The sequence below is a fragment of the Nitrospirota bacterium genome (genome assembly GCA_016178585.1).
Taxonomy (GTDB): domain Bacteria; phylum Nitrospirota; class Nitrospiria; order JACQBW01; family JACQBW01; genus JACOTA01.
This window is the reverse complement of sequence record JACOTA010000041.1, coordinates 1-22509: the sequence shown is the minus strand read 5'-3', so window position 1 is coordinate 22509 and position 22509 is coordinate 1. Positions and strand designations below refer to the sequence as shown.

The window sequence follows — 22509 nt, the reverse complement described above, 5'->3', positions numbered from 1 at the left end:
AATTACGAAATAATTGATAAGGGTTGCAATGAGACGTCTTCAAAAAATAATTTACATGATGGATGAATAACCATGGAATTCAAGAATAAAAATTGGCTGATTTATTTTTCGAGTATAACGGTTGCTTCATTTCTCCTTGCCGATATGACCACCCTGATTTTAGGAAGCAAACTGGAAGCTTCCGCTTCCCTCCTTCCCAAAGAAAAAGATCCTGTCCAGTTTAGTTTGTCCCGGGGTTTTGACTCCCGGCAGGCCTCAACCATTGTTGAAGGAAATATTTTTAATTCGAGACTTCGGGGCAAGAAGGAAGAAACGGTTGCTTTCCTTCCGTTACCTGAACCGGTTCCGGACCTTCAAACCCGGTTCCGGTTAATTGGCACCTCCGAGGGAAGCTCAGAAGGTTCGTTCGCCGTTCTTGAAGACCAAACTTCCAAAGAGCAGAGTTTATATCATTTGAATGACCCGGTTTTAAATCATGTCCGGATTGCGCAAATTCAGCGAAATAAAATCAAACTGGCTTATGCGGGCGGGAGTACGATTTTACAGATCCAACTGGATGAAGAACGCTCTTCCCAGCCGGGAAATGTTGCTTCGGTTCTTCCGATGAACGGACAGAACGGAATAAACCCAATGGGAAGCCCGCATCCCGGGATCCGTCAGATGACGCCAAACCGATGGGTTTTAGATCGTCAGGAAGTGTCCCATAATCTTGACAATTTGAACCAGCTTTTAACCCAGGCCAGAGTCATCCCGAATTTTTCAGACGGCAAGCCGGATGGCTTTCGGGTTTTTGCCATTGTCCCGGATAGTTTTTATGAGAAAATCGGCCTTAAAAACGGGGATGTTCTGGAACGGGTCAACGGGATTGAAATCAAAGATCCGGAAAGTTTCCTGAAGGTTTTCCAGCACCTCAAAGACGAGAACCGGATTACGCTTGATCTGGTTCGAAACTCGCAGAAAGAAACGATGGGTTATGAGATTCGTTGAATCATTAAAATCCTGAGGTCAAACGCCAATCATTGAAAACACCGCTTTTTTCTCTCTTATTTTTTATCTTCCTTTCAATCTTTTTTTCGATCCATTCGTTAGGTGAAGAATCCGCTCCCGGGGAGGTTCCAGGTAAAGAAAAAAAGATCACGCTTGATTTTAACAATGTCGACCTTCCGGTGCTGGTCAAGTTTTTTAGCGAGTTGACGGGAAAAAATTTCGTCATCGATGAAAAGGTCAGAGGAAAGGTGACTGTTTTTTCACCTACAAAAATGACCATTGCTAAAGCGTACGAGGTGTTTCTTTCAGTTTTGGACCTTAAAGGTTTTACAACCGTCCAGGCCGGGGAGGTGGTTCAAATTCTTCCGGCGAATGAAGTTCCCGTTGAACGAACCATTCATGTCTACGCGCTTTCAAATGCCAGCGCAGAAGAACTTTCAAAGACATTGACAGGTTTTCTGATCCGTCCCGTAACACAATCCCAGCATCCAAGGATTCGGTCGGAAGGCGACTTTGAAGGGCAGGTCCAGGTTTTTCCGGATAAATCGACGAATTCCCTGATCGTAACGGCCTCGTCAAAGGATTTTGAAATGTTAAAAGAAATTATCCAAAAATTTGATGTCACCCGAAAACAGGTTTATGTCGAGGCGGTGATCATGGAGGTTGGCGTTTCCAAGCTGCGGACTCTTGGAATCGAATTGGCGAATCTCAATCCCGATTCAAGGATCGGGGTCATCGGAGGGACTAATTTTGGCGGAATTGGCGGGCTGGCGACAGGAGGCCCGGCCGCGATTGCAAATTCCTCAGGCCTGGCGGTAGGCGCGGGGACCGGCATTATTCCAAATCCTTTTGGAGGCGGAAGCATCCTGAATATTAAGGGTTTGCTGCGGGCCCTGGAGTCCGATTCCGACGTGAATGTTTTGTCCAGACCTCAGATCCTGGCCACCAATTTTCAAAAAGCGAGAATTGTCGTGGGCCAGAACGTCCCTTTTCCAAGCGGGAGCAGTCAGACGACCGGCGGAACGATTCAGAGAACCATCGACCGCCGGGATGTCGGCGTCAGCCTGGAATTAACGCCGGAAATCCTTGAGGACAAACGGGTGAAACTCGACATCCGTCAGGAGATTTCAACGGTGGTCGATTCCCCCCAGTCGATCCTGGTTGATATCGGCCCAACGACCAATAAACGGGAAACAACGACGTCCGTCGTTGTTTCTGACCAGCAAACAATTGTCATTGGCGGGCTGATGCGGGATGATTATGTGAAAACCGAAAATAAGGTCCCTTTCCTGGGCGATATTCCGATCTTGGGCTGGCTGTTTAAATATCAGTCTAAAAAACTTGAAAAGACCAATTTGATGATTTTTTTGACGCCTCATATTTTGAGAGAGCCGGCCGATATCAACGCGATCAAACAAGAAAAACTGGAAACACTGGATGAATTTATCCAAAAAAATAATATGGAAAATCCGGAACAATCCAGAAAAGAAATCCTGGATGGAAAAATTAATTTGCCGCGTCCGGAATAAGCGTTTTGGAAATCAGGCCTTTTCCGTTTCGTCATCATGAAGGGGGAAGGCCTTTTTTTTTGGCGCGAAGAACAGGCTGTGACTGTCGGAGCGAGAGTATGGGGCCTCCCATTTTAAGCAGATGATTGACCAGAAACTAACTGATTTCATTCAAAAAAAGTACGGCCTTAAGGGGCCTCAACTCCAGGAAGGGTTAATCCTTCAAAAGGAAGAAGAAATTCCTCTGGGGCAGGCGCTCAAGCAGTTGGGGTACCTTACCGAGGAGGGAGAAAGTGAAAGTCTCGCGGTGGAGTGGGGACTTCCTTTTCTGGCCTCGATTTCAGAAAATGAGATTGAAAAAGAATGGATTACAAGAGTTCCAATCGGGTTTGCCAAAAAAAATGAGGTCATTCCCATTAAAAAAGAGGGGGAGAGGGTGAAAGTGGCCACCGCGAGGCCTCTTAACCTGAATGCCCTGGATGATTTGAGAATTTTGTTCGGCCGCGAGATCGCCGTTTCAATAGCCCCCTCCCATTTGATTCTTGCTTTGATTAACCAGGTGTACGAGAGATCCCAGGACAGCGCCGATAAAGTCATGGAAGGGATCGAAGGGCACCTTATTGAGGTTGACGCGGGGGAACTCCCGGTTTCGGTCGATCTCCTGGAAGCGACGGATGAAGCGCCCATTATCCGCCTTGTGAATTCGCTGGTTTTCCAGGCGGTCAAACAGAGGGCGAGCGATATCCATTTCGAACCTTTTGAGCGTGAGTTTGTCGTCCGTTATCGGATTGACGGCATCCTCTATAATATTCTTTCCCCCCCGAAACGGCTTCAATCGAGCATGACTTCAAGAGTAAAAATTATGTCCGGTCTCGATATCGCTGAAAAGCGCCTCCCCCAGGATGGCCGGATCAGTATCCGGATTGCGGGCAAGGAGATTGATATCCGTGTTTCCACGATTCCAACCGCTCATGGAGAAAGACTGGTCTTAAGGCTTTTAGACAAACAGCATCTTTTGTTAAGCCTGGAGGATCTCGGTTTTTCTAAAGAAATGTTTGTTGCGGTATCCAAACTCATCCATCTTTCGCATGGGATTATCCTGGTGACCGGTCCGACCGGAAGCGGAAAGACGACAACCCTTTACAGTATTTTAAACAAAATAAACTCTTCCGATAAAAACATTATTACCATTGAAGACCCGATTGAGTATCAACTTAAAGGGGTTGGACAGATGCAGGTTAATCCAAAAATTGATTTGACGTTTGCCAACGGCCTCCGGTCGATTTTAAGACAGGACCCCGATGTAATTCTGGTGGGAGAAATCCGGGACAGCGCAACGGCAGAAATAGCGATTCATGCGTCGTTGACAGGTCATCTGGTCTTTTCGACCCTTCACACGAACGATTCCGCCGGCGCGATTGCCCGCCTGATCGATATGGGGATAGAGCCGTTTCTGGTTTCTTCTTCTCTGGTGGCCATTATTGCCCAGAGGTTGGTGAGAAAATTATGCAAAGCCTGCAAGAAAAATTATAGCCCCCTGGCCGAAGAACTGGAGAAACTGGGACTATCAGAAGCAAAAACCGGCCCGCCCTCCTTCTATCGGGCAACCGGCTGTCCTGAATGCCTGAACACCGGTTATAAAGGACGAATCGGTATTTACGAGCTTCTTCTGATCGATGATGCCGTTCGGGCGGAAATTTTAAGTAAAGTCGATTCAACGACGATTAAAACTCACGCAATCCAGAAAGGATTGATCACGCTCAGAGAAGATGGCGCCCGTCAGGTTGTCGCAGGGGTGACGACAACGGATGAGGTGCTTCGCGTGACCCAAATCGACATGTAAGGCGTAAAATAGACCAGGGGACAGCGGGCAAAAGATATTTTATGATGGTGTCTAGATGATTTACGAGTATAAAGGATTAACGGCCGGCGGGCGGGAAGCGAGCGGGATGATCGACGCGGAAAACGCGAAAGCCGCCCGGATCCGCCTGAAAACTCAAGGGATTTTCCCGACCGAAGTCCATGAAGGGTCGGCTGAAAATGAAGTCAAACCGGAGGAAGGCGCGCTTGAGAGCTCTTTCAGCAGGCGGCTTTTTGACAATATTTCCCGTCAGGAGATTGCCCTTATGACCCGCCAGATGTCGACGCTCATTGCCGCGGGTCTCTCCTTAATGGAAGCTCTGGAGGCTTTAACCGAACAGACCGAAAAATCCCTCCTTAAAAAAATGATCTCGGGAATCCGGGAAAAGATTAAAGAGGGAAATCCCCTATCCCGCGCACTCGCGCTTCATCCCCGTTATTTTTCTCCCCTTTATATCCAAATGATCCGCGCGGGAGAAGCAAGCGGAACACTGGCTCGAATGCTTAACCGGCTGGCTGAGTTTTTGGAACACCAGAGCAGATTGAGGAGTAAAATTATTTCGGCGTTAGCTTATCCGGTGCTGATGGTCGCCGTGAGTTTGTCGGTTTTAGTCGCCATGATCACCTTTGTCATTCCCAGGGTTGTGGTTATTTTTGAAGATATGCATCAGGCGCTCCCTCTGCCGACCCGCCTGCTTATCGGATTAAGCGACCTCATTCGGAATCAAGGTTGGATTTTATTGATCCTGATGGGGGTTCTGTTTTATTTTTTTCGCCGGTTTATTCAGACCGACAACGGACGGCGCCGTTTTGACGGCTGGATATTGAGGCTCCCTGTTGTTGGAGGCATGGTAAAGCGGGTCAGCTTTTCCCGGTTTTCAAAAACCCTCGAAACTTTGCTGGCCGGGGGGGTCTCCTTGTTGTCGGCGCTTGACATCGTTAAAACCCTCGTTCATAACAAGGTTCTCGAAGAAGCCATTGGAGCGGTAAGAGAAAATGTTAAAGAGGGGCAAAGTATCGCCGGTCCTTTACGGCGGAGCGGGCTTTTTCCACCTTTGATGATTCATATGATTGCTGTCGGCGAAAAATCAGGAGAACTTGAGTTGATGCTCGGAAAAGTGGCCGAGACGTATGACTACGAACTTGAAGCGGTCGTTGGGGCTTTGACCGCTCTCCTTTCCCCCCTGTTGATCCTGGGGATGGGATTGGTCATCCTGTTTATTGTGCTGTCTATTTTGCTTCCAATTTTCCAGATGAGCTCTATTGTCAGATAAACCAACTGTATCAATTTTAAGTAGAAACGGAGAAATGGGTATGAAAAAGATCAGGAACCGGAAAGGTTTTACCTTAATTGAGCTGATGGTGGTGATTACCATTCTGGGAATCCTCGCCGTTTTGATCCTCCCCCGGATTACGGGCCAAACGGATGAAGCCCGAAAAACAGCTACCCGGATCCAGATTAAGAACGTTGAACAAGCCCTTCATATGTTTGAGCTGGACAATGGTTTTTACCCGAGTACGGAGCAAGGATTGGACGCCCTGGTAAAAAAACCGACGATTGGACGAGTTCCAAACAAGTACCGGGAAGGGGGCTATATGTCCAAGGTTCCCAAAGATCCATGGGGGACGCCTTATGTCTACATCTCGCCGGGAGCGCATGGCGATTTTGACTTGATTTCTTATGGCGCTGACAAAGAAAAAGGGGGGGAAAGCAAGAACGCGGATATTGAAAACTGGGCCTTGGATTGATCAATCAAACCCAAAACGGAAAAATCGCCGGGTTCACCCTGATTGAAATTTCTGTTGTTGTTCTGATCATGGGACTCATGGCGCTCATTCTTCTTCCCAGGCTAACGGGTCTTTCCGGGGGAAACCTGAATACGGTTACCCGGCATTTGATCGGCACGATTCAAACCCTGAAGGATGAGGCGGAGTCGAGGCAAAAGATCTTTCGGCTGAATTTTAACCTTCCTTCTCAGGTTTACGATATCAGCGTCTTAAAAGAAAACGGGGAGTTTGTCCCCTATCAAACCGAAAGCCTTGGAAAAGTTCAGCTCCCGTCGCAGATCCGTTTAAAGGATATGGTCACGTTAAGACAGGGAAAGGTTACTGACGGAACCGCTTATCTTTTTTTTTATCCTCTGGGACGGGTGGAAAAGGCCATCCTTCATTTTGAGGAGAATGGGCGGCTTCTTACTCTGAAAGTGATGCCACTTTCAGGGAAGGTTAAATTATATGACGGCTATCTTGAAGAACAAAAATAAGGAAAATTCACCAAAAATTTCTGACTGTCAAGAAGGTAACGTATGCAAGGCGGAACGAAGCCTTGCCCCGGAGTGTACAGGGTTAGTACATGAGGATGCGAGGCTGAAGTGACAACACAGCAGACGTCCCTTATTGACAGATCAGAAAAAGGTTTTACGCTGTTGGAGGTAATGATCGCTCTCACCCTTGTGGCCATTGTCTTTGTCCCTCTCCTTGCCTTAAGAAACCAAAATATTAATCAGACTGCCTATGCCCGGAAGGTGTTACGGGCTGAATTTTTGGCCAATGAAAAATTATCCACGCTTTTACTGGAAGAAAAGCCTGAAAAAGGAGAGACGAATGGGGATTTTGGAGATCAATATCCCGATTTTCGATGGGTTCAGGCTGTTTCGGATACTCCCATGGGGGCTGTTAAGGAGATCAGTTTAAAGGTCATCTGGAAAAAAGGGAACCGGGATGAAGAGAGGGAATGGGTTCAATATGTCCGGGAATAAAAATCCGAAACTGCCTCGGCGCCTTTTCGGCGCCCCTCAGGGTTTTACCCTGGTTGAAGTTTTAATCGCGCTGGCGATTGCCGCGGTAATCGCTATTTTTCTTTATGAAACGTTTATCTCGACCTCGCGGGTAACCGAAAAAATTGAACAGGAAAGAGAAGTCTACCGTGAAATCCGGCTGACAGCCGATCAGTTGACCCGTGAACTCTTAAGCGCCTATCAACCGCCCGCTTTATCCGGGGCGTCTTATTTTTCGGGGGTTCATGAGACAGGGTCGGAGGGATCGATGGATTCATTGTCGTTTTATGCGATGTCCCATCTCCATCTCGTTCCCGATCAGCCGGATGCCGAATTGACCCGGGTCCGTTATTTTTTAGAAAAGCCTTCGGAGAGTAAATGGTATCAGTTGAGCCATGAAGAATACCCCCATTTTCTATCCAAGGGTCCTCCGGAGAAAGAAGTTTTAATTGAAAAGGTTAAAGAATTAAATATTAAATATTTTGACGGAAAAACCTGGCTGCCGGAATGGGATTCAAAAAAATCAAATCTTTCGATTCCTGCCGCGGTCAAGGTTAGTTTAGTGGTCATTAAGCAGGATGGAACCCCCGAGGAGTGGGTTCGTCAGGTTAATCTTGTGGGGTTCTAACGATTTGAGCTGCAAATGACCTGGTTTCATGAAAATCAAAAAAGAGTTTTTTATTTTGTCGGGTTAAGTCTGTACGGGTTTTTACTCTACTTTCTGTTTGTGATATTAACTTTTCCAAAAACGCAAGTTCAAAACTGGATGCTTTTTCAATTTCAAAAAGCGACCCAAACAGAAGTGACCGTCAGCGAAACCCGTTTTACCTTTCCGTTGGGAACCGAATGGAAAAAAATTACTTTTTTCCCTTCTGGAAAACCGGAAACCCGCTTTGAACTCGACCAGATGAAGATTGATTTTTCCCTGGCCTCGTTTTTATTTAAACGAAAAATGAGCGCCCATTTTAATTTAAAAGGGTGGGGAGGGGATATCCGGGGAGCCTGGTCGGCGGAAGGCGGAAATAAAACCAGTCGAAATTCGGTTGTGGTAGAGGGAGAAGAACTGGAGCTCGGGAGATTTCCCTGGAACAAAGGGGTTACGATTGCCGGAAAAGTTAAATTTCAAACCGAATATCGTTGGGAGGCGGCTGATCCTGGCAAGGGAAAAGGGTTTATTAATATCGAGGGGAATGAAATCAATGGCCGGGGTCTTTCCATTTCGGGTTTTAACCTCCCCGAAATTGCCGTTTCGAGACTGACAGGACATGGAATTCTCCGTGATGGATCAATGACCGTCGATCGGTTTGTTTCAACCGGAGCCCTCGCTGATTTAAACGGAACGGGGACGATTTTAATCAATACGCCTTTCGAGAAAAGCCTCCTGAACCTCTCATTTAAAATAACGCCAAAAGAGGCCCTAAATAAAATCGTTCCCCTTGCTTTTCTTTCTCCGAGCGCCCGATCGGGCGTTCCGATGGATCTTTATTTAAAAGGGACACTTGAACAGCCGGCCTTTACCCTGACAGGGGCGCCCACATGAAAATCATAGGTTTGGAGTTCGATAGCCGATGGGTTCGTTTTGCCGAATTGGAGGAAACCTGGGGAGGTGAATTAACCCTGAGGTCTTGCGGAGAGGTTTCCGTTGATCCAGAAAAACGCCCGGATCCGGCTTTTCAAAAACGGGTGGCCCAGGCCGATCGGGTGATTGTTTCTTTTCCCGGCCAACTTATTTCTTCGCGGGTGATTTCTCTGCCTTTTACCCAGCCTAAAAAGATCGAACAGGTACTTCCTTTCGAGGTCGAGCCTCTTTTTCCGTTTGAACTTGACCGGTTAATCCTCGCTCACCATATTCTTTTTCAGGAAGAGAACTCAAGCCGGGTTTTGGTAGGAGCCGTTTTAAAGGAGGACTTTCGCGGTTTTATGGAAAAGCTTCAACGGCTGGGTGTTGACCCGCATCAGGCCGAATGGGACAGCATGGCGCTTTTTAATTTTACCCGGATCATGCCGTCATTTGAGGAAACCTCTCTTCTCCTCCTGAATATGGGGGAAGATTTCTCGTCTCTCTGTTTTCTCAGAGGGAATGTCCCGTTGATGTTAAGATCGATTTCAGGGGGGACCAAAGATTTTAATGACAGCTCGGTTTGGGAAGAGAAACATCCTTTTATTCAAGAACTGTTGAAAACGATCCAGGTGGTTAAAGCCGAAAGCGGCGAATCGAGTCAAAACCTGCTGGTGTGCGGAAACGGAAGCAGGATCAAAGACCTTTCGGAGTGGCTTTCTAATCAAACCGGGGTTCCAATCCTGGATTGGAAGGTGGAGCCCGGAAGGTTGAAAAAAGAATCTCTGATCCCGACGATAAAGGGGGAAATCGACCCGTTGTTTATTCCGGCGGTAGGGCTTGCGTTAAAGGGCTCTTCCTTAAAAGGCTCGCTGTCGCAAATTAATTTTAGAAAAGAAGAGTTTGCGCATGGTGATATCGAAAAGGGAAAAAAAGGGTTTCAACGTATCCTCCTTGTTTCTTTTTTGATCCTTCTGATCATGGGATTGACCGATTTGGGCATCCGGTTTTCTATTAAAAAAAGCCATTTTGAAAAATTAAGCCAACAGCTTCAAGATGAGTATCGGGGGATTTTTCCCGGTTCCGGTTCGATCATAAACGAAATCGACCAGACCAAAGGAGCGATGACCCGGTTGAAGAAAAAAGAGACTTTTCTTAACCTCAACGAGGTGACGCCCTTAGTGGTTTTGACAGAGTTAACCGTCCAAATTCCCAAGGAGGTTAAAATCGATATCAATGAAGTCTCTATTGAATCCGATAAAATCCGGTTGGAAGGCGAAACCGATTCATTTGATTCGCTGGATAAAATTAAAGCGTCGTTGGGGAATGTCAGGTCGTTCGGTGAGATCGCCGTCAATGACGCTAAAATGAATGCCGAGGAGTCGAAAGTCCGTTTTAAACTCGAAATTACCCGAAAAACGGGGATGGAATAAATGATCAGCGGGGAACAGGCTTTGCCTGGCCAAGCTTGGGGTATGGGGGCTTCGGAGGAGGACAGATGATGAGACGATTTAATCTGCCGCCTTTAAAATGGTTCAGCCGGCTGGGAAAAAGGGAACGAAGGGTCCTTCAGGGAGGAGTCGGGTTTCTTCTTGTTCTAGGGATATGGCTCTTCATCTTTTCTCCTATTATTGAAAAAATGGCCTGGTATGACCAAAAAAGCCGCCAAAAAGAAAAAGACCTTGTTGAAATGGCAAGCCTTAAAGAGGAGTATAAAAAGCTTAAGAACAGGCTCGATCGGTTTGACCTGAAGATCGGGGAGGGAAGAAAAGATTTTTCCTTTCCTGCCTATCTGGAGAGTCTTGCCACAGATAATCAGCTAAAAAACAAAATGACCTCTTTAAGGCCGCAATCATCACAAAGTTTTGAAAATATTAAGGTTTATGATATCGAGGTCAAGCTGGAGAATCTAACTTTGAACCAGGCCGTCACCTTCCTCAACAAAATTGAAACTGCTCCCTCCTTTCTTTATATCAAACAGCTCCATATGAAAACCCGTTACGGCGAGCCTAGAAATTTAGATGTTTCTTTTGTCGTTTCCCATTATGAAAAAGCTCCCTGATTTTTCCTTGACCCCTCTCAGAAAAGATCAAGCCGGTGTTGTTCTCTTAATGGTTTTATTTGTAATTGTCCTGCTGGTGACCCTGGTGATCGAATTTGATTATCAATCAAGGGTCGAATTGAAATCCTCTCTTAGGTTTGTGGATACCGAAAAGGCAATTTCTCTGGCACGCTCGGGTCTTTTGGCGGGCGAAGAGATCTTGCGGAATAATTTGTCCAATAATTACGATGGGTTAGACCAGTTTTGGGCTCAGACTCTTCCCGGTTATCCTCTCGGCGACGGGTCGATCACTCTTAAAATTCAGGATGAATCGGGCAAAATAAACCTTAACCTGTTAAACCAGTTGAAATCCGGGCGGGCCGGAACAGAAGCCCAGGTTCGGAGGCTCTTTTCGCTGTTGGAGGTGGATGACCGGCTGGTTGATGAAATAATCCTCTGGATTTCCTGCGAGAACGATTTTTATTACCAGGGCTTAAACCCTCCCTATACCTGCCAGAAAAATCTCCCGTTCGACACCCTGTCGGAGCTCCGGTTGATCAGGGGAATGACCGACGACATTTATTCTAAAATCGCTCCCCATTTAACGGTCTATCCGCAGGTGTTGGACGCGCACAAATTCATCAACGTGAATACGGCGGATTTTATCGTCCTTCAAACCCTTTTTTATAAAAAAGACGACACCTTTCAGTTTGATATTACCCCAAGCCTTGCAGAGGAGATCATGAAGGCCAGGCCGATTAAGAGTGATAACGATCTCGTGAACATTAGCGGATTCAAATCGATTGGAGATAGATTAAAGCTTGATTCGGCTGGTGTGAAGAGCTGGTATTTTACGATTACATCAACCGGAGAAATGAAAGGGACCGAAAAAAAACTCATTGAAACCATTGCCAGGCCCCCCGGTGATCCCAAAACAAAAACTACCCGATATTACACACGGTTAGAATAACGTTTCATCCAGTTATCAACTTTTAATCCACAATGAATTCACACCTCTATCCACAACATATGGTTGTCTATTAAATTTTAACATACTATATCTGGTATTTTTTCCCTTGACAAAAATTGTCTCTCGGCATAAAGTACCTACCGTAGCCTGCCCGACTCTCTGATCCTGCAGGGCATTGAGGGTCCGGTCTTTTTTCTAAAACAGTCATTTTTAACAAAATTTTTAAATCAATATTTTTTTAAGGGGGGGCCGTATGGCAATAACCAACCAAGACATTTCAAAAAATGCAGAGACCCATTCAACAAAAACTCAGGAACCTTCTGTAAGTTTTGACCCTTTACAGCTTCGTCCTCCGGCGATTTCTGCCAACGCGTTTCGGGTGTTGGAAAAGCGCTACCTGGCCAAAAGCGAAGAAGGCAAAGTCATTGAAACCCCTCAGGAACTTTTCGTACGCGTGGCCCGGAATATTGCTCAGGCCGAGCTGAACTATGCCGCCGGAAATTTTGAAAAAGCTTTTACGGACTTTTATCATTTAATGGCCAATATGGAATTTTTACCCAATTCTCCAACCCTGATGAATGCCGGAAGAGATTTACAGCAGCTTTCCGCCTGTTTTGTCTTGCCGGTGGAAGATTCGATGGAAGGAATTTTTGAAGTCGTCAAGCAGGCCGCTATTATACATAAAACAGGAGGGGGAACCGGATTTTCCTTTACCCGGCTTCGGCCAAAAGATGATGTGGTGAGAACCACGGGTGGCGTCGCGTCCGGTCCCGTCTCTTTTATGAAAGTCTTTAACCATGCGACCGAAGCGGTTAAGCAGGGGGGCACACGGCGGGGCGCCAACATGGGGATTCTCCGGGTCGATCATCCTGATGTTCTGGATTTTGTTACCTGTAAAGACGACACGAAGGAAATTACCAATTTCAACATCAGTGTGGCGATTACCGACAAGTTTATGGAAGCGGTTCGAAAAAATGAACCGTATGATTTAATCAGTCCCCGCTCCGGAAAAACGGTAAAACAGATGGATGCCCGGATGGTTTTCGACAAGATCGCTTCGCAGGCGCATAAAAACGGCGAACCGGGCCTTTTCTTTATCGATGCCACCAACCGGACTAACCCGACGCCGCATATAGCCGAAATGGAAGCAACCAATCCATGCGGGGAACAGCCTTTACTTCCCTATGAATCGTGTAATCTGGGGAGCATCAACCTTGAACAACATCTCATCGAGACTGACGGACAATATCAAATCGATTGGATCCACCTTGAAAAATCAATCCGAACATCGGTTCATTTCCTCGACAACGTGATCGATATGAACAAATACCCGATTCACCAGATCGAGGTCATTACCAAATCGAACCGAAAAATCGGGTTGGGGATTATGGGCTTTGCCCGGATGCTCTATAAGCTGGGGATCGGGTATGACACCGAGCAGGGAACTGAAATGGGCCGAAAAATGATGGCCTATTTCAGACACATTGGTTACGATGCCTCCCGGCAACTGGCTGAAGAACGGGGGGTCTATGCCTACTGGAAAGGCTCTCTCCATGAACAGCAGGGGTATGCGATCCGAAATTCCTATGTGACCACCGTGGCCCCTACCGGGACGATCAGCATGATTGCCGATACGTCGGGGGGATGCGAACCCGAGTTCAGTCTCATCTGGTATAAAAACGTGATGGGAGGCGATCACCTTCCCTATGTTCAGGATTATTTTATTGAAGTGGCTAAAAAAGAAGGGTTCTGGCACGACGAGCTCCTTGAAAGAATTATCGTCAACCACGGCTCTGCCCGCGGGATTAAAGAGATTCCGTTGAAATGGCAGGAGGTTTTCGTCACTTCGCACGATATCGCCCCCGAATGGCATGTCAGGATGCAGGCCGCCTTTCAGGAACATACCGACAGCGCCGTTTCCAAAACAATCAATCTTTCCACCACCGCAACGGTGGAAGATGTGAAAAAAGCCTATCTTCTCGCCTACCGGCTCAATTGCAAGGGGATTACCGTTTACCGCGATGGGAGCCGTGACGAGCAGGTGATGAACCTGGGGACCAGTTCCAAAGCGCACGGGTCGACCCCTGCGCAGGCGGCCTCTCCGGCAAAAACAGTCACGGTGACCATGGCGCACAACCCGGCGGTAGGTGCGGCGTCATCCCCATCGCCGGCATTAATCCAGATCCGTCCCCGGCCGGCTATCACCCACGGAAGCACCGCCAAGAAACCGACCTCCTGCGGCGATTTGTATCTCACCATTAATGAAGATGAGCAGGGAAGGCCGTTTGAAGTCTTTGCCAATATGGGAAAAGCGGGTGGATGCGAGGCTTCCCAGAATGAAGCCACCGGCAGGCTGATTTCTCTGGCCCTCCGGGCAGGGGTAGAACCTGACGCGATCGTGAAACAATTAATCGGTATCCGGTGCAACAAACCGTTTGGGCTGGGTGACAACCGGGTCGAATCGTGTTCGGACGGCATTGCGAAGATGATGTTCAGCTATCTAGAAACCCATAAGAACTACCAGGCCCAGACGGCGGCTCTTGCGACGCAGGGGCGCGTGACGGCGGCTTGCCCTGATTGCGGGTGTGAGTTGGAATTTGGAGAGGGATGTGAGAAGTGCAGTTTCTGCGGGTACTCCCGTTGTTCATAAATTAGGTTCAACGAAATAATGGATCAAATTGGAGGGGGAGCCGGGGAAACTACGGCTCCCCCTCTGTTTTGTTAGAAATGAAAAAATACTGTATGCGAGAGGTGGGTTGCCTGGCAGGCAGAGGCCGTCGCTGGCCGCAGAGGTTGCCACCGAGCTTGCTGTGCGTAGTGGTTTCGCAACGGAGCTAATATTTGATTTTTCATGGGTTTAGGTGGGTTGCCTGGCAGGCAGAGGCCATCGCTGGCCGCAGAGGTTGCGCCATTATATTTGGTTTTTTCTCTTGCGTGAGTCCGACGCCCGGCGTTCGGAAAGCTGTTTTGTCCAACGAACCTTTTGCTTAAAGGTTTGCCCCGGCTGCGTCTGGCGCTCAGGCCTCTGCCTGCCAGTATTTGGTATTACACAGGAAAGGGGGAAGAGACTATTTTTAAAAACCCGCCCCCGCTATTAAAAACATCATTTAATCAGGGAGAAAACCATGGAAGAAAAAGTTCGTATGCATATTAATGATCATGAGGTTGAAGTCAAGCCTGGAACTTCTATTTTAGCCGCCTCAATGAAGGCGGGGATTAAACATATGCATCTTTGTGGAGGGAGAGGCCTTTGCACGACCTGCAGAGTGCATGTTGTGGAAGGTGAAGATAATCTTTCCAAAATGGAGAATTTTGAACGGATTTCTTTACGGGCGCATCTTTCTTTTTCCGGAGAGGTCCGTTTGGCCTGTCAGGCAAAGGTATTAGGGCCTCTAAAAGTGAAAACGATTTTTCCGACCATTGGACGATTGGATTTTAAAGGCCAATAAAATTCCACTTGGGTTGGTTGCCTGGCAGGCAGAGGCCGTCGCTGGCCGCAGAAGGTTGCGCCATACTATTTGGTCATTTTTCATGCGTGAGTCCAACGCCCGGCGTTCGAAAAGCTGTTTTGTCTAACGAGCCTTTTGCTTAAAGGTTTGCACCGCCTGCGTCTGGCGCTCAGGCCTCCGCCTGCCAGTATCCGGAAAAGGAATTAGCCCACTTTAATGTCAAATTATGAAAGTCAGACCCAAAAGAGAATAAAATGGAGCATAATCCAGTGTTTCCCCAGCCGAATGATGTAAAAATTAAAATTTGGCGATATATAGACTTTTCCAAAATTGTAGATTTGCTAGAAAAGAAAACCTTATTCTATCTTGCTGTGCGTTGTGGTTCTGCATTTGAAGGCTTATTAATTTAACGTGAGTCGATGGTTGAAGAGAACTGAAAATACATAATTGCAAGACCCTCTATTTTGGGGATATAAAACAGGGAGAACAAGTATGAATAAGGAACCATCTATAATGGAACTTATTTTTAAGTATAAAAAAATCATGGAAATTGTTCTATACAATACGATAATAGCTGTATTTATTTTTATACCAACTCCCTTATTGGCTGATAAGAATAGTGCATCAACCGATGATAATATTCCTTTAAGTCTTACATGCACATCAAATGCTCAAGCCATCAGGAGTTATGGATTTCCTGAGAAAGCTTGGATACGTGAAATAGGAAAGACGTCTGATGAATTTAGTACCGGAACTAAGGCTACGCCAAGAGGCTTGATTTTCCGTGATAAAGTTTTTTCCCAACTGGATACTGGCAACCCTATAATACGGAGCATAACTCCTACACATAAACTATCTGAAATTGAATTGGAAGAGCAAGCCGTCGAATTTGTTGGAACCATTTTAAGCAGGGCTTTTGATTCTGTGTTCATAACATGGAGAAATCCTACTGGAAATAAGGTTTGGCTTGCGGTTATTGATTTAACCCACCGGAAAGCAATAGTAAGTTATTTTGCTCAGGGAATTACTTCTCTCGAAGGGGAAATTGAGACTCTGGATTGTCGATGAATGGAATGGGGTCATCGGGAATGTGGTCGAATCTACGATTGACTCAATTGATAGGACGATTTTGTATTGAGGAGGTTTTATGAAGGGAAGTGAACGGGTGGTCTATTCACTTACTATTGATGATATTCAGACTGTGGCTAAAGATGATTTGGAAAGAAAGCTAAATAAAAAAGAACTAAAAATGGTTGAGAACAAAATCGGTGACCACGTCAATTGGTTTGAAGCGATTAGTTCGGCGATGAAAGATTCAAATATAGACGCTTGAAGTCTTGTGCCCAGATTTCGACGATTTTGCAATTTGGTGAATTGGTTGGTCGATTTATTACCTCTTTTTAGCTTTTCTTCTTGCGGGGTTTCAGTGTATTGCGTAATATTAAGCTCATTAACCCTTGAGACGATAGACGATGCGGAATAAAACTCATATTGTTATTGATCCTAAAATTATGGGAGGAAAACCTGTTATTAAAGGTACCCGGGTTCCTGTGCAGGTTATTGTGGGCGCACTTGCCGGAGGCATGAGTAACGAGGAGGTTTGTAAAGAGTATCGTATAACGGTTAACGATATCCATGCGGCACTGGCTTATGCAGCGGAGGCACTGGCTGAAGAAAAGGTGCATGCGCTTCCTCGTTGACGAAAACCTTCCTTTCAGTTTGACTCAATTACTCCGGGAATTCAATCATGATGTTTTCGACGTTGCTGATAGCTCCCTTCGAGGTTCTCCGGACGAACGGCTTTGGAAATTATCCGCTCGTGAAAGCCGGGTTATAATTACAAAAGATCTTGATTTTCCGTTTCCTCATATCAGCCCTTACCCGCCGGGTCTTATCCTTATTCGCGTGCCTGATTTTTTTACGGGCGAACAAATAACGCGCCTGTTTTCAAAAGCTCTAAAGACAATGAATTTAGAAGACTTAAAAGGTCAGATTATAGTTGTGTCACCAGGACAAATCCGTTTTCGCCCTCTCCAAAGTAAGTGAGAATTATAAAAAATGATGATGTATTGGAGTTGAGTCTACGATTGACTCATTCTTTCCGAGTAACGAAATAAAGGAACGGATTGAGAGAAAAATGATTTATAATATCGACGATGAAGAGACTCATTTTTTTCCTCCTTTTCGGATTCCTGCTTCTGGCGGGAGTCTACACATTTTACTTTCCTGACGTTTCGGTTTTAAAAAAGAAAAATCCCCGTACGACCTCCTTTATGAAATACCGGGAAACCGGCTGGAGAGCCTCAGGCCAACAGAGGAAAATTAATCAAACCTGGGTCCCTTTCGCGAGAATTTCTCCGTATCTGGTCAAGGCGATTATTATTGCCGAAGACGCCAAGTTCTGGTCGCACGAAGGCTTCGATTACGAAGCGATTCAGGCGGCCATTGAGAGTGATCTCAAATTAAAAAAGTACAAGAGGGGAGGTTCAACGATCACCCAGCAGCTTGCCAAGAACCTTTATCTGAAACCCGAAAAAAGTCTGCTCAGAAAGATCAGAGAAGCTGTCATTACCTGGAAACTGGAAAGAACTTTGTCGAAGCGACGGATTCTTGAGCTCTATTTAAATGTTGTGGAATGGGGCGACGGTCTGTACGGTGTGGAAGCGGCTTCCCGTTATTACTTCGCGAAACCGGCTTCCGAGGTGACGGCCATGGAGGCTGCCCGGCTCGTATCTGTTTTACCGAACCCGAGAAAATACCGGCCCGATGGAAATCAGAAATATGTCGAGAAGCGTTCAACGGTGATCTATCAGATTATGGTTGAAAGAGGAATCGTTGTTCCTGAATTTGAGGAGATGTTACACGTGAAGGAGCCTCTCGTAGAAATTTCAACTCCTCCTGCAACAGGGGCTCCCCCGCTGGAGTCGTTCCCTTCAACGGCGCCGGTTCCGGTTCCACCGGTTACCGCAGGAGGATCCCAATGATTTCGATCAAGACCCATCTTTCTCTATCTTCTCATGGCTAAACGCAACCTGAACAATAGGGATCAGATCTTTATTATTGACATCAATCTACCTATCAAAAGTAGGTTTACTGAAGTAAACTCAAGAATAAAGACCTGACTCTATGATCCTGCGGATACATATAATACATGCATATTATTTAAATTTATTATGCATTATGTCAAGGGAAGTGGCTTGATCGCGGAGGAAATTAGGATAGTCTCATCAATGATATCCTTGACAATATACTATACCTACCTATAGTATATATTGGAGTCCCCCAGGAGGAAGTCATGGCCCATACGATCCGTCAAAAGACCAAGCTATTGAACCGCGTGCGCCGTATCCGCGGTCAGATTGAGGCTGTAGAACGAGCCCTGAAAGAAGAAAAAGAATGCACCGACGTCCTTCATGGAATTGCCGCTGCTCGCTGGGCGATCAATGGTCTGATGGCCGAAGTCCTCGAAGACCATATTCGTAACCATGTTGCTGATCCAGCGAATGACCCTGACGCCGAGCGCGCGAAAGGGGCTGAAGACCTGATTGATGTCGTCCGCTCTTATCTGAAATAACGAAAGGAATCCCTTATGCCCTTACCCAACGAACCCACTCCTCTTTTGAACTTATCCGGGCAGGACCAAGAGCGGCCCATGGCTTCCGCCCCGGACCGCACCTGCCGTGATGGAAATGATCACGACGACGAACGGAGCCGCGAGCCTTCCTTTGAGTGGCAGGAGGCGGTGAGAATTGCTTTCGTCGCTTTTGCCGCCGCGGCGGTTTGGTTTCGCTTTTGGGAACCGACGGGTAACGTAAGCGTCATCGGCGTCGCGGGCGTGATCGTCGGGGGTTGGCCGATCTTCAAGGAAGCGATTAAGAATATTATGTCGCGACGCATGACCATGGAATTGTCAATGACCCTTGCGATTGTTTCCGCCGCCGCTATTTCGGAGTTCTTCACGGCCCTGGTGATCACCCTGTTCGTGCTGGGAGCCGAGGTCCTCGAGGAGATGACGGTTTCTGGAGGCCGGCGCGCCATCCGTAACCTGTTGGAAATTCTGCCGCGTTCGGTGTCTGTGCGCCGTGCAGGAGAAGTGCAGGAGATGAACGCCGATGAGCTTGAAGCCGGTGATACCGTGCTGGTGAACCCTGGCGGAAACATTCCGGTAGACGGAAAGGTCATCAGCGGCCATTCCTACGTTGACCAGTCGAGGATCACGGGCGAATCGATGCCGCTCGAAAAAACTGCCGGTGCGGCGGTCTATGCCGGTTCGATTAACCAGTCCGGCGCCCTGGAGATTCGCACCGAACGTATCGGCCGGGACACCAGCTACGGCAAAATTATCGAGGCCGTCGAGCAGGCCGAACGATCCCGGGCGCCCGTACAGCGTCTGGCTGACCGGCTTGCAGGCTATCTGGTTTACTTCGCGCTCGGCGCCGCAATCCTGACCTTCGTTATTACGCGTAATATCTACTCAACTATTTCGGTGGTGATCGTTGCGGGCGCTTGTGGCATTGCGGCGGGGACGCCGCTTGCCATTCTGGGCGGTATTGGCCGGGCGGCGAGGCTGGGTTCCATCATCAAGGGGGGACTCTACCTGGAGCTGTTGGGTCGGGTAGATACCGTCGTGTTTGACAAGACCGGTACGCTGACCTTCGGTGAGCCGGAAGTGCAGGCCGTTGTTCCCTGTTCCGGTCTTTCTTCTGAGCAAGTGACCGACGCGGCAGCGGCGGCAGAATTTCGCTCGGAACACCCTCTCGGCAAAGCCATCGTCGCGCACGTGCGGGCCCTGGGCCGCCCGATCACCGAACCCGAAAAGTTCGGATACGCTCCCGGCCGTGGGATTACAGCGATCGTTTCGAACAAAACTGTTCTGGCCGGCAGCCGGGCGCTCATGCGGGATCACGGGATCGAAGTTCCAACAAAATTTGTCTCCGGCCGTGAGGCAGTTTCGGAAGTATTTGTGGCTCAGGACGGGCGGCTTTACGGCGTCATCGCCATCGCCGATACCGTCAGACCGGAAGCTCAACGCGCGATAAAGAAAATCAACCGAATGGGTATCCGGACAATCCTTTTAACCGGGGATAACCGTGCGGTCGCCAATGCCGTGGCCCGGCAGCTTGCCATCAAAGAAGTGGAATCCAACTTGTTGCCGGAAGAGAAGCTCTCCCGGGTCAGAAATCTGGTAACATCCGGTTGTACCGTTGCCATGGTGGGCGACGGCATCAACGATGCGCCGGCATTGACCGCGGCAAGCGTGGGCGTGGCCATGGGTTCCGGCACCGATGTCGCGCGCGAGAGCGCCGATGTGGTTCTTATCGGCAATGATTTTGTGAAATTCACCGAGACGCTGGAAATTGCTCGACATACCCGGGCCATCATTTGGCAGAACTTTGCAGGAACCATTGCCATCGATACCCTTGGCATCGGCCTGGCCGCTGTCGGTTTAATCAATCCGCTGTTTGCCGCATTCATTCATGTCGCCTCGGAGCTCGCCTTTTTACTCAACTCCGCGAGACTGCTGCCGGTGGGGTCTGACAAAACCGTAAAAAATATCGATAATTCCATATTTTAGGAAATCTGGTATACTTATTTTCATGAGTTTGTCAGGGTCCATTGATTATCATCGAAGATACCCCAGGGTTAATCTCGAACTTAAGGTCGATTTTAGGGTTCTTCTTCATGAAAACGAAAAAGACCGGATTTCGTTGAATACGACATCTCTGGGAGGAGGCGGGTTGATGTTTCTATCTCCCAATAAACTCCCAACTGGCACCCGCCTTGAAATGCGGTTGTATCATTATGCCCATGTCATTGAATTTATTGCGGAAGTTGTCTGGACTGAACATCTGGTCGGAACCGAAACTTCCGATTTTAAATGCGGACTGGAATTTGTCAAAATTTCACAAGATGACCTTCTTCATATTCACCATATTCTCGAAACCCACCAAAATATTCAATCAGGTTCTTCGAATTAATTTCCGAAAAGACTCCGTTCAGTAAAAGCGGGTTTTAAATTGACAATTCGTTTAAAGAATTATAGGTTGTTCCTTTCCATTCGGATCATAAGAAAACGAAATTATTTTAAGGAGAACGGATGAACCCTGATTGGGAAAAAAGTTTTGTAGAAAACTTTCAAAAAATGGAAAACGAAGTTCATCAGCTTGCTGTTCAAAAAGGGTGGTGGGACCAGTCCCGCAATGACGGCGAGGCAATTGCCTTAATGCACTCTGAATTGTCGGAAGCCCTCGAAGCGCTGCGCAAAGGGAATCTTCCCGATTCCAAACTGCCGGAGTTTAACAGTGTGGAAGTTGAGTTGGCCGATGTGGTGATTCGAATTATGGATATGGCCGCCAACCGAAAGTGGAGGGTGGCAGAGGCTCTTGTCGCGAAAAATCATTTCAACAAAACGCGGTCCGTCCGGCATGGCGGAAAAAAGTTTTAGTCGAATTTTTGAATGCTGTCGAAAAGGAATTTGAGCAAGATGGGTTCTAATTCAATTCTTTTCCTTTGTTCACTATGGAGCTTGATCTCCCTTTCGCCTGTTTATTCCCAATCGCTTCAAGAAAATCAGATCGACGTGATCACTTATGACGGGATCATTAACCCGGTCGCATCGGAGTTCATCGCCCAATCGATTGACGAGGCTGACCGGAAACATGCCGAGGTTTTGATCCTTCAACTTGATACCCCCGGCGGGTTAGATTCTTCAATGCGTTTGATTGCCAAAAAGATTTTGTCATCGGAAGTGCCTGTGGTTGTTTATGTTTTTCCCTCCGGGGCCAGAGCCGCTTCAGCGGGCCTGTTTATTCTGGAAGCCGCTCATTTTGCGGTGATGGCTCCGGGGACCAACATCGGCGCCGCTCATCCGGTCTCCATGGGAGGAGGTGAGATGACGAAGGAGATGTCTCAAAAGGTGGAAAATGACGCCGCCGCTTATATCCAGTCGATTACCGAAAAGCGCGGGAGAAATTCAATATGGGTTCAAAGGGCAGTTCGGGAAAGTGTGTCGATATCTGAGACGGAGGCTTTATCGCTTAAAGTCATTGATTGGGTTTCCCCGGGGTTAAACGATCTGGTATCGTCGCTTGACGGAAAAACCGTTTTGCTCGAAAAAGGGAAGAAAACCCTCCATACCAGGAATGGAAAAGTGAACATCAAGAAAATGGGTCAAAGGCTTCGGATTCTAAATGCCATCATCGATCCCAATATTACTTATATTGTAACTACTCAGGAGTGTCAGGGAGGAAAAAGCATTTCAGGCAAGTACGGTTGACCTGTCAGGGACTGGGAAATGGATTGCAAGAGGTTCCAGCCGTTTTTACGAGCTGTGGATAGGTAGCTTCTGATGCGGGCAAA

25 protein-coding genes are annotated in these 22509 nt (G+C 47.4%); all 25 read left to right on the top strand.

Annotated features, from left to right (window positions below; genetic code table 11):
- Positions 1-72: 72 nt before the first annotated feature.
- Positions 73-987, top strand: a complete 915-nt coding sequence (locus HYR79_07490; GenBank protein MBI1821538.1) for a hypothetical protein — start codon at positions 73-75, stop codon at positions 985-987.
- Positions 988-1019: 32 nt separating this feature from the next.
- Positions 1020-2516: a hypothetical protein gene (locus HYR79_07485; protein ID MBI1821537.1), complete on the top strand. Its 1497-nt coding sequence runs from the start codon at positions 1020-1022 to the stop codon at positions 2514-2516.
- 121 nt (positions 2517-2637) lie between these two features.
- Positions 2638-4338, top strand: a complete 1701-nt coding sequence (gspE, locus tag HYR79_07480) for a type II secretion system ATPase GspE (protein ID MBI1821536.1) — start codon at positions 2638-2640, stop codon at positions 4336-4338.
- A gap of 55 nt (positions 4339-4393) precedes the next feature.
- Positions 4394-5629: a type II secretion system inner membrane protein GspF gene (gene gspF, locus HYR79_07475; GenBank protein ID MBI1821535.1), complete on the top strand. Its 1236-nt coding sequence runs from the start codon at positions 4394-4396 to the stop codon at positions 5627-5629.
- A 40-nt stretch (positions 5630-5669) separates the two neighbouring features.
- On the top strand, positions 5670-6104 hold the full coding sequence (gspG, locus tag HYR79_07470) for a type II secretion system major pseudopilin GspG (protein MBI1821534.1): 435 nt from the start codon (positions 5670-5672) through the stop codon (positions 6102-6104).
- On the top strand, positions 6101-6619 hold the full coding sequence (locus tag HYR79_07465) for a prepilin-type N-terminal cleavage/methylation domain-containing protein (GenBank protein MBI1821533.1): 519 nt from the start codon (positions 6101-6103) through the stop codon (positions 6617-6619). Before gspG ends, HYR79_07465 begins: the two co-directional genes overlap by 4 nt.
- 108 nt (positions 6620-6727) lie before the next feature.
- A complete protein-coding gene (locus HYR79_07460; GenBank protein ID MBI1821532.1) occupies positions 6728-7114 on the top strand; it encodes a prepilin-type N-terminal cleavage/methylation domain-containing protein in 387 nt (128 codons plus the stop codon).
- A complete protein-coding gene (locus HYR79_07455; protein ID MBI1821531.1) occupies positions 7077-7760 on the top strand; it encodes a type II secretion system protein GspJ in 684 nt (227 codons plus the stop codon). The genes HYR79_07460 and HYR79_07455 overlap by 38 nt, the downstream gene beginning before the upstream one ends.
- Before the next feature lie 15 nt (positions 7761-7775).
- A complete protein-coding gene (gene gspN / locus HYR79_07450; protein ID MBI1821530.1) occupies positions 7776-8672 on the top strand; it encodes a type II secretion system protein GspN in 897 nt (298 codons plus the stop codon).
- The gene (locus HYR79_07445; GenBank protein ID MBI1821529.1) at positions 8669-10123 is read left to right on the top strand and encodes a PilN domain-containing protein; all 1455 of its coding nucleotides are present in this window, start codon (positions 8669-8671) and stop codon (positions 10121-10123) included. The genes gspN and HYR79_07445 overlap by 4 nt, the downstream gene beginning before the upstream one ends.
- Positions 10124-10188: 65 nt before the next feature.
- Positions 10189-10752 (top strand): type II secretion system protein M, encoded by a 564-nt coding sequence (locus HYR79_07440; protein ID MBI1821528.1) that lies wholly within the window; start codon positions 10189-10191, stop codon positions 10750-10752.
- Positions 10712-11701, top strand: coding sequence for a type II secretion system minor pseudopilin GspK (gene gspK, locus HYR79_07435; protein ID MBI1821527.1), 990 nt, complete (start codon positions 10712-10714; stop codon positions 11699-11701). The genes HYR79_07440 and gspK overlap by 41 nt, the downstream gene beginning before the upstream one ends.
- A 253-nt stretch (positions 11702-11954) precedes the next feature.
- On the top strand, positions 11955-14351 hold the full coding sequence (locus HYR79_07430) for a vitamin B12-dependent ribonucleotide reductase (protein MBI1821526.1): 2397 nt from the start codon (positions 11955-11957) through the stop codon (positions 14349-14351).
- Positions 14352-14826: 475 nt separating this feature from the next.
- Entirely contained in the window at positions 14827-15150 is a 324-nt protein-coding gene (locus HYR79_07425) for a (2Fe-2S)-binding protein (GenBank protein ID MBI1821525.1), read from the top strand.
- A 254-nt stretch (positions 15151-15404) separates the two neighbouring features.
- Complete coding sequence (locus HYR79_07420; protein MBI1821524.1) at positions 15405-15560, top strand: hypothetical protein; 156 nt, start codon at positions 15405-15407, stop codon at positions 15558-15560.
- Positions 15561-15642: 82 nt separating this feature from the next.
- Positions 15643-16218: a hypothetical protein gene (locus HYR79_07415; protein ID MBI1821523.1), complete on the top strand. Its 576-nt coding sequence runs from the start codon at positions 15643-15645 to the stop codon at positions 16216-16218.
- Between the two features lie 79 nt (positions 16219-16297).
- Entirely contained in the window at positions 16298-16483 is a 186-nt protein-coding gene (locus tag HYR79_07410) for a hypothetical protein (GenBank protein ID MBI1821522.1), read from the top strand.
- Positions 16484-16622: 139 nt separating this feature from the next.
- Entirely contained in the window at positions 16623-16850 is a 228-nt protein-coding gene (locus tag HYR79_07405; protein MBI1821521.1) for a DUF433 domain-containing protein, read from the top strand.
- Positions 16834-17196: a DUF5615 family PIN-like protein gene (locus HYR79_07400; GenBank protein ID MBI1821520.1), complete on the top strand. Its 363-nt coding sequence runs from the start codon at positions 16834-16836 to the stop codon at positions 17194-17196. The genes HYR79_07405 and HYR79_07400 overlap by 17 nt, the downstream gene beginning before the upstream one ends.
- Before the next feature lie 110 nt (positions 17197-17306).
- Positions 17307-18134, top strand: coding sequence for a monofunctional biosynthetic peptidoglycan transglycosylase (gene mtgA, locus HYR79_07395; protein MBI1821519.1), 828 nt, complete (start codon positions 17307-17309; stop codon positions 18132-18134).
- A 311-nt stretch (positions 18135-18445) separates the two neighbouring features.
- Positions 18446-18724: a metal/formaldehyde-sensitive transcriptional repressor gene (locus tag HYR79_07390; protein MBI1821518.1), complete on the top strand. Its 279-nt coding sequence runs from the start codon at positions 18446-18448 to the stop codon at positions 18722-18724.
- Between the two features lie 78 nt (positions 18725-18802).
- Positions 18803-20725 carry a cadmium-translocating P-type ATPase gene (gene cadA, locus HYR79_07385; GenBank protein ID MBI1821517.1) on the top strand — a complete coding sequence of 641 codons (1923 nt, stop codon included), beginning with the start codon at positions 18803-18805 and terminating at the stop codon, positions 20723-20725.
- Between the two features lie 22 nt (positions 20726-20747).
- Positions 20748-21128, top strand: coding sequence for a PilZ domain-containing protein (locus HYR79_07380; protein MBI1821516.1), 381 nt, complete (start codon positions 20748-20750; stop codon positions 21126-21128).
- Positions 21129-21292: 164 nt separating this feature from the next.
- Entirely contained in the window at positions 21293-21595 is a 303-nt protein-coding gene (locus tag HYR79_07375; GenBank protein ID MBI1821515.1) for a hypothetical protein, read from the top strand.
- Positions 21596-21634: 39 nt separating this feature from the next.
- The gene (locus HYR79_07370; protein ID MBI1821514.1) at positions 21635-22426 is read left to right on the top strand and encodes a hypothetical protein; all 792 of its coding nucleotides are present in this window, start codon (positions 21635-21637) and stop codon (positions 22424-22426) included.
- Positions 22427-22509 lie beyond the last annotated feature (83 nt).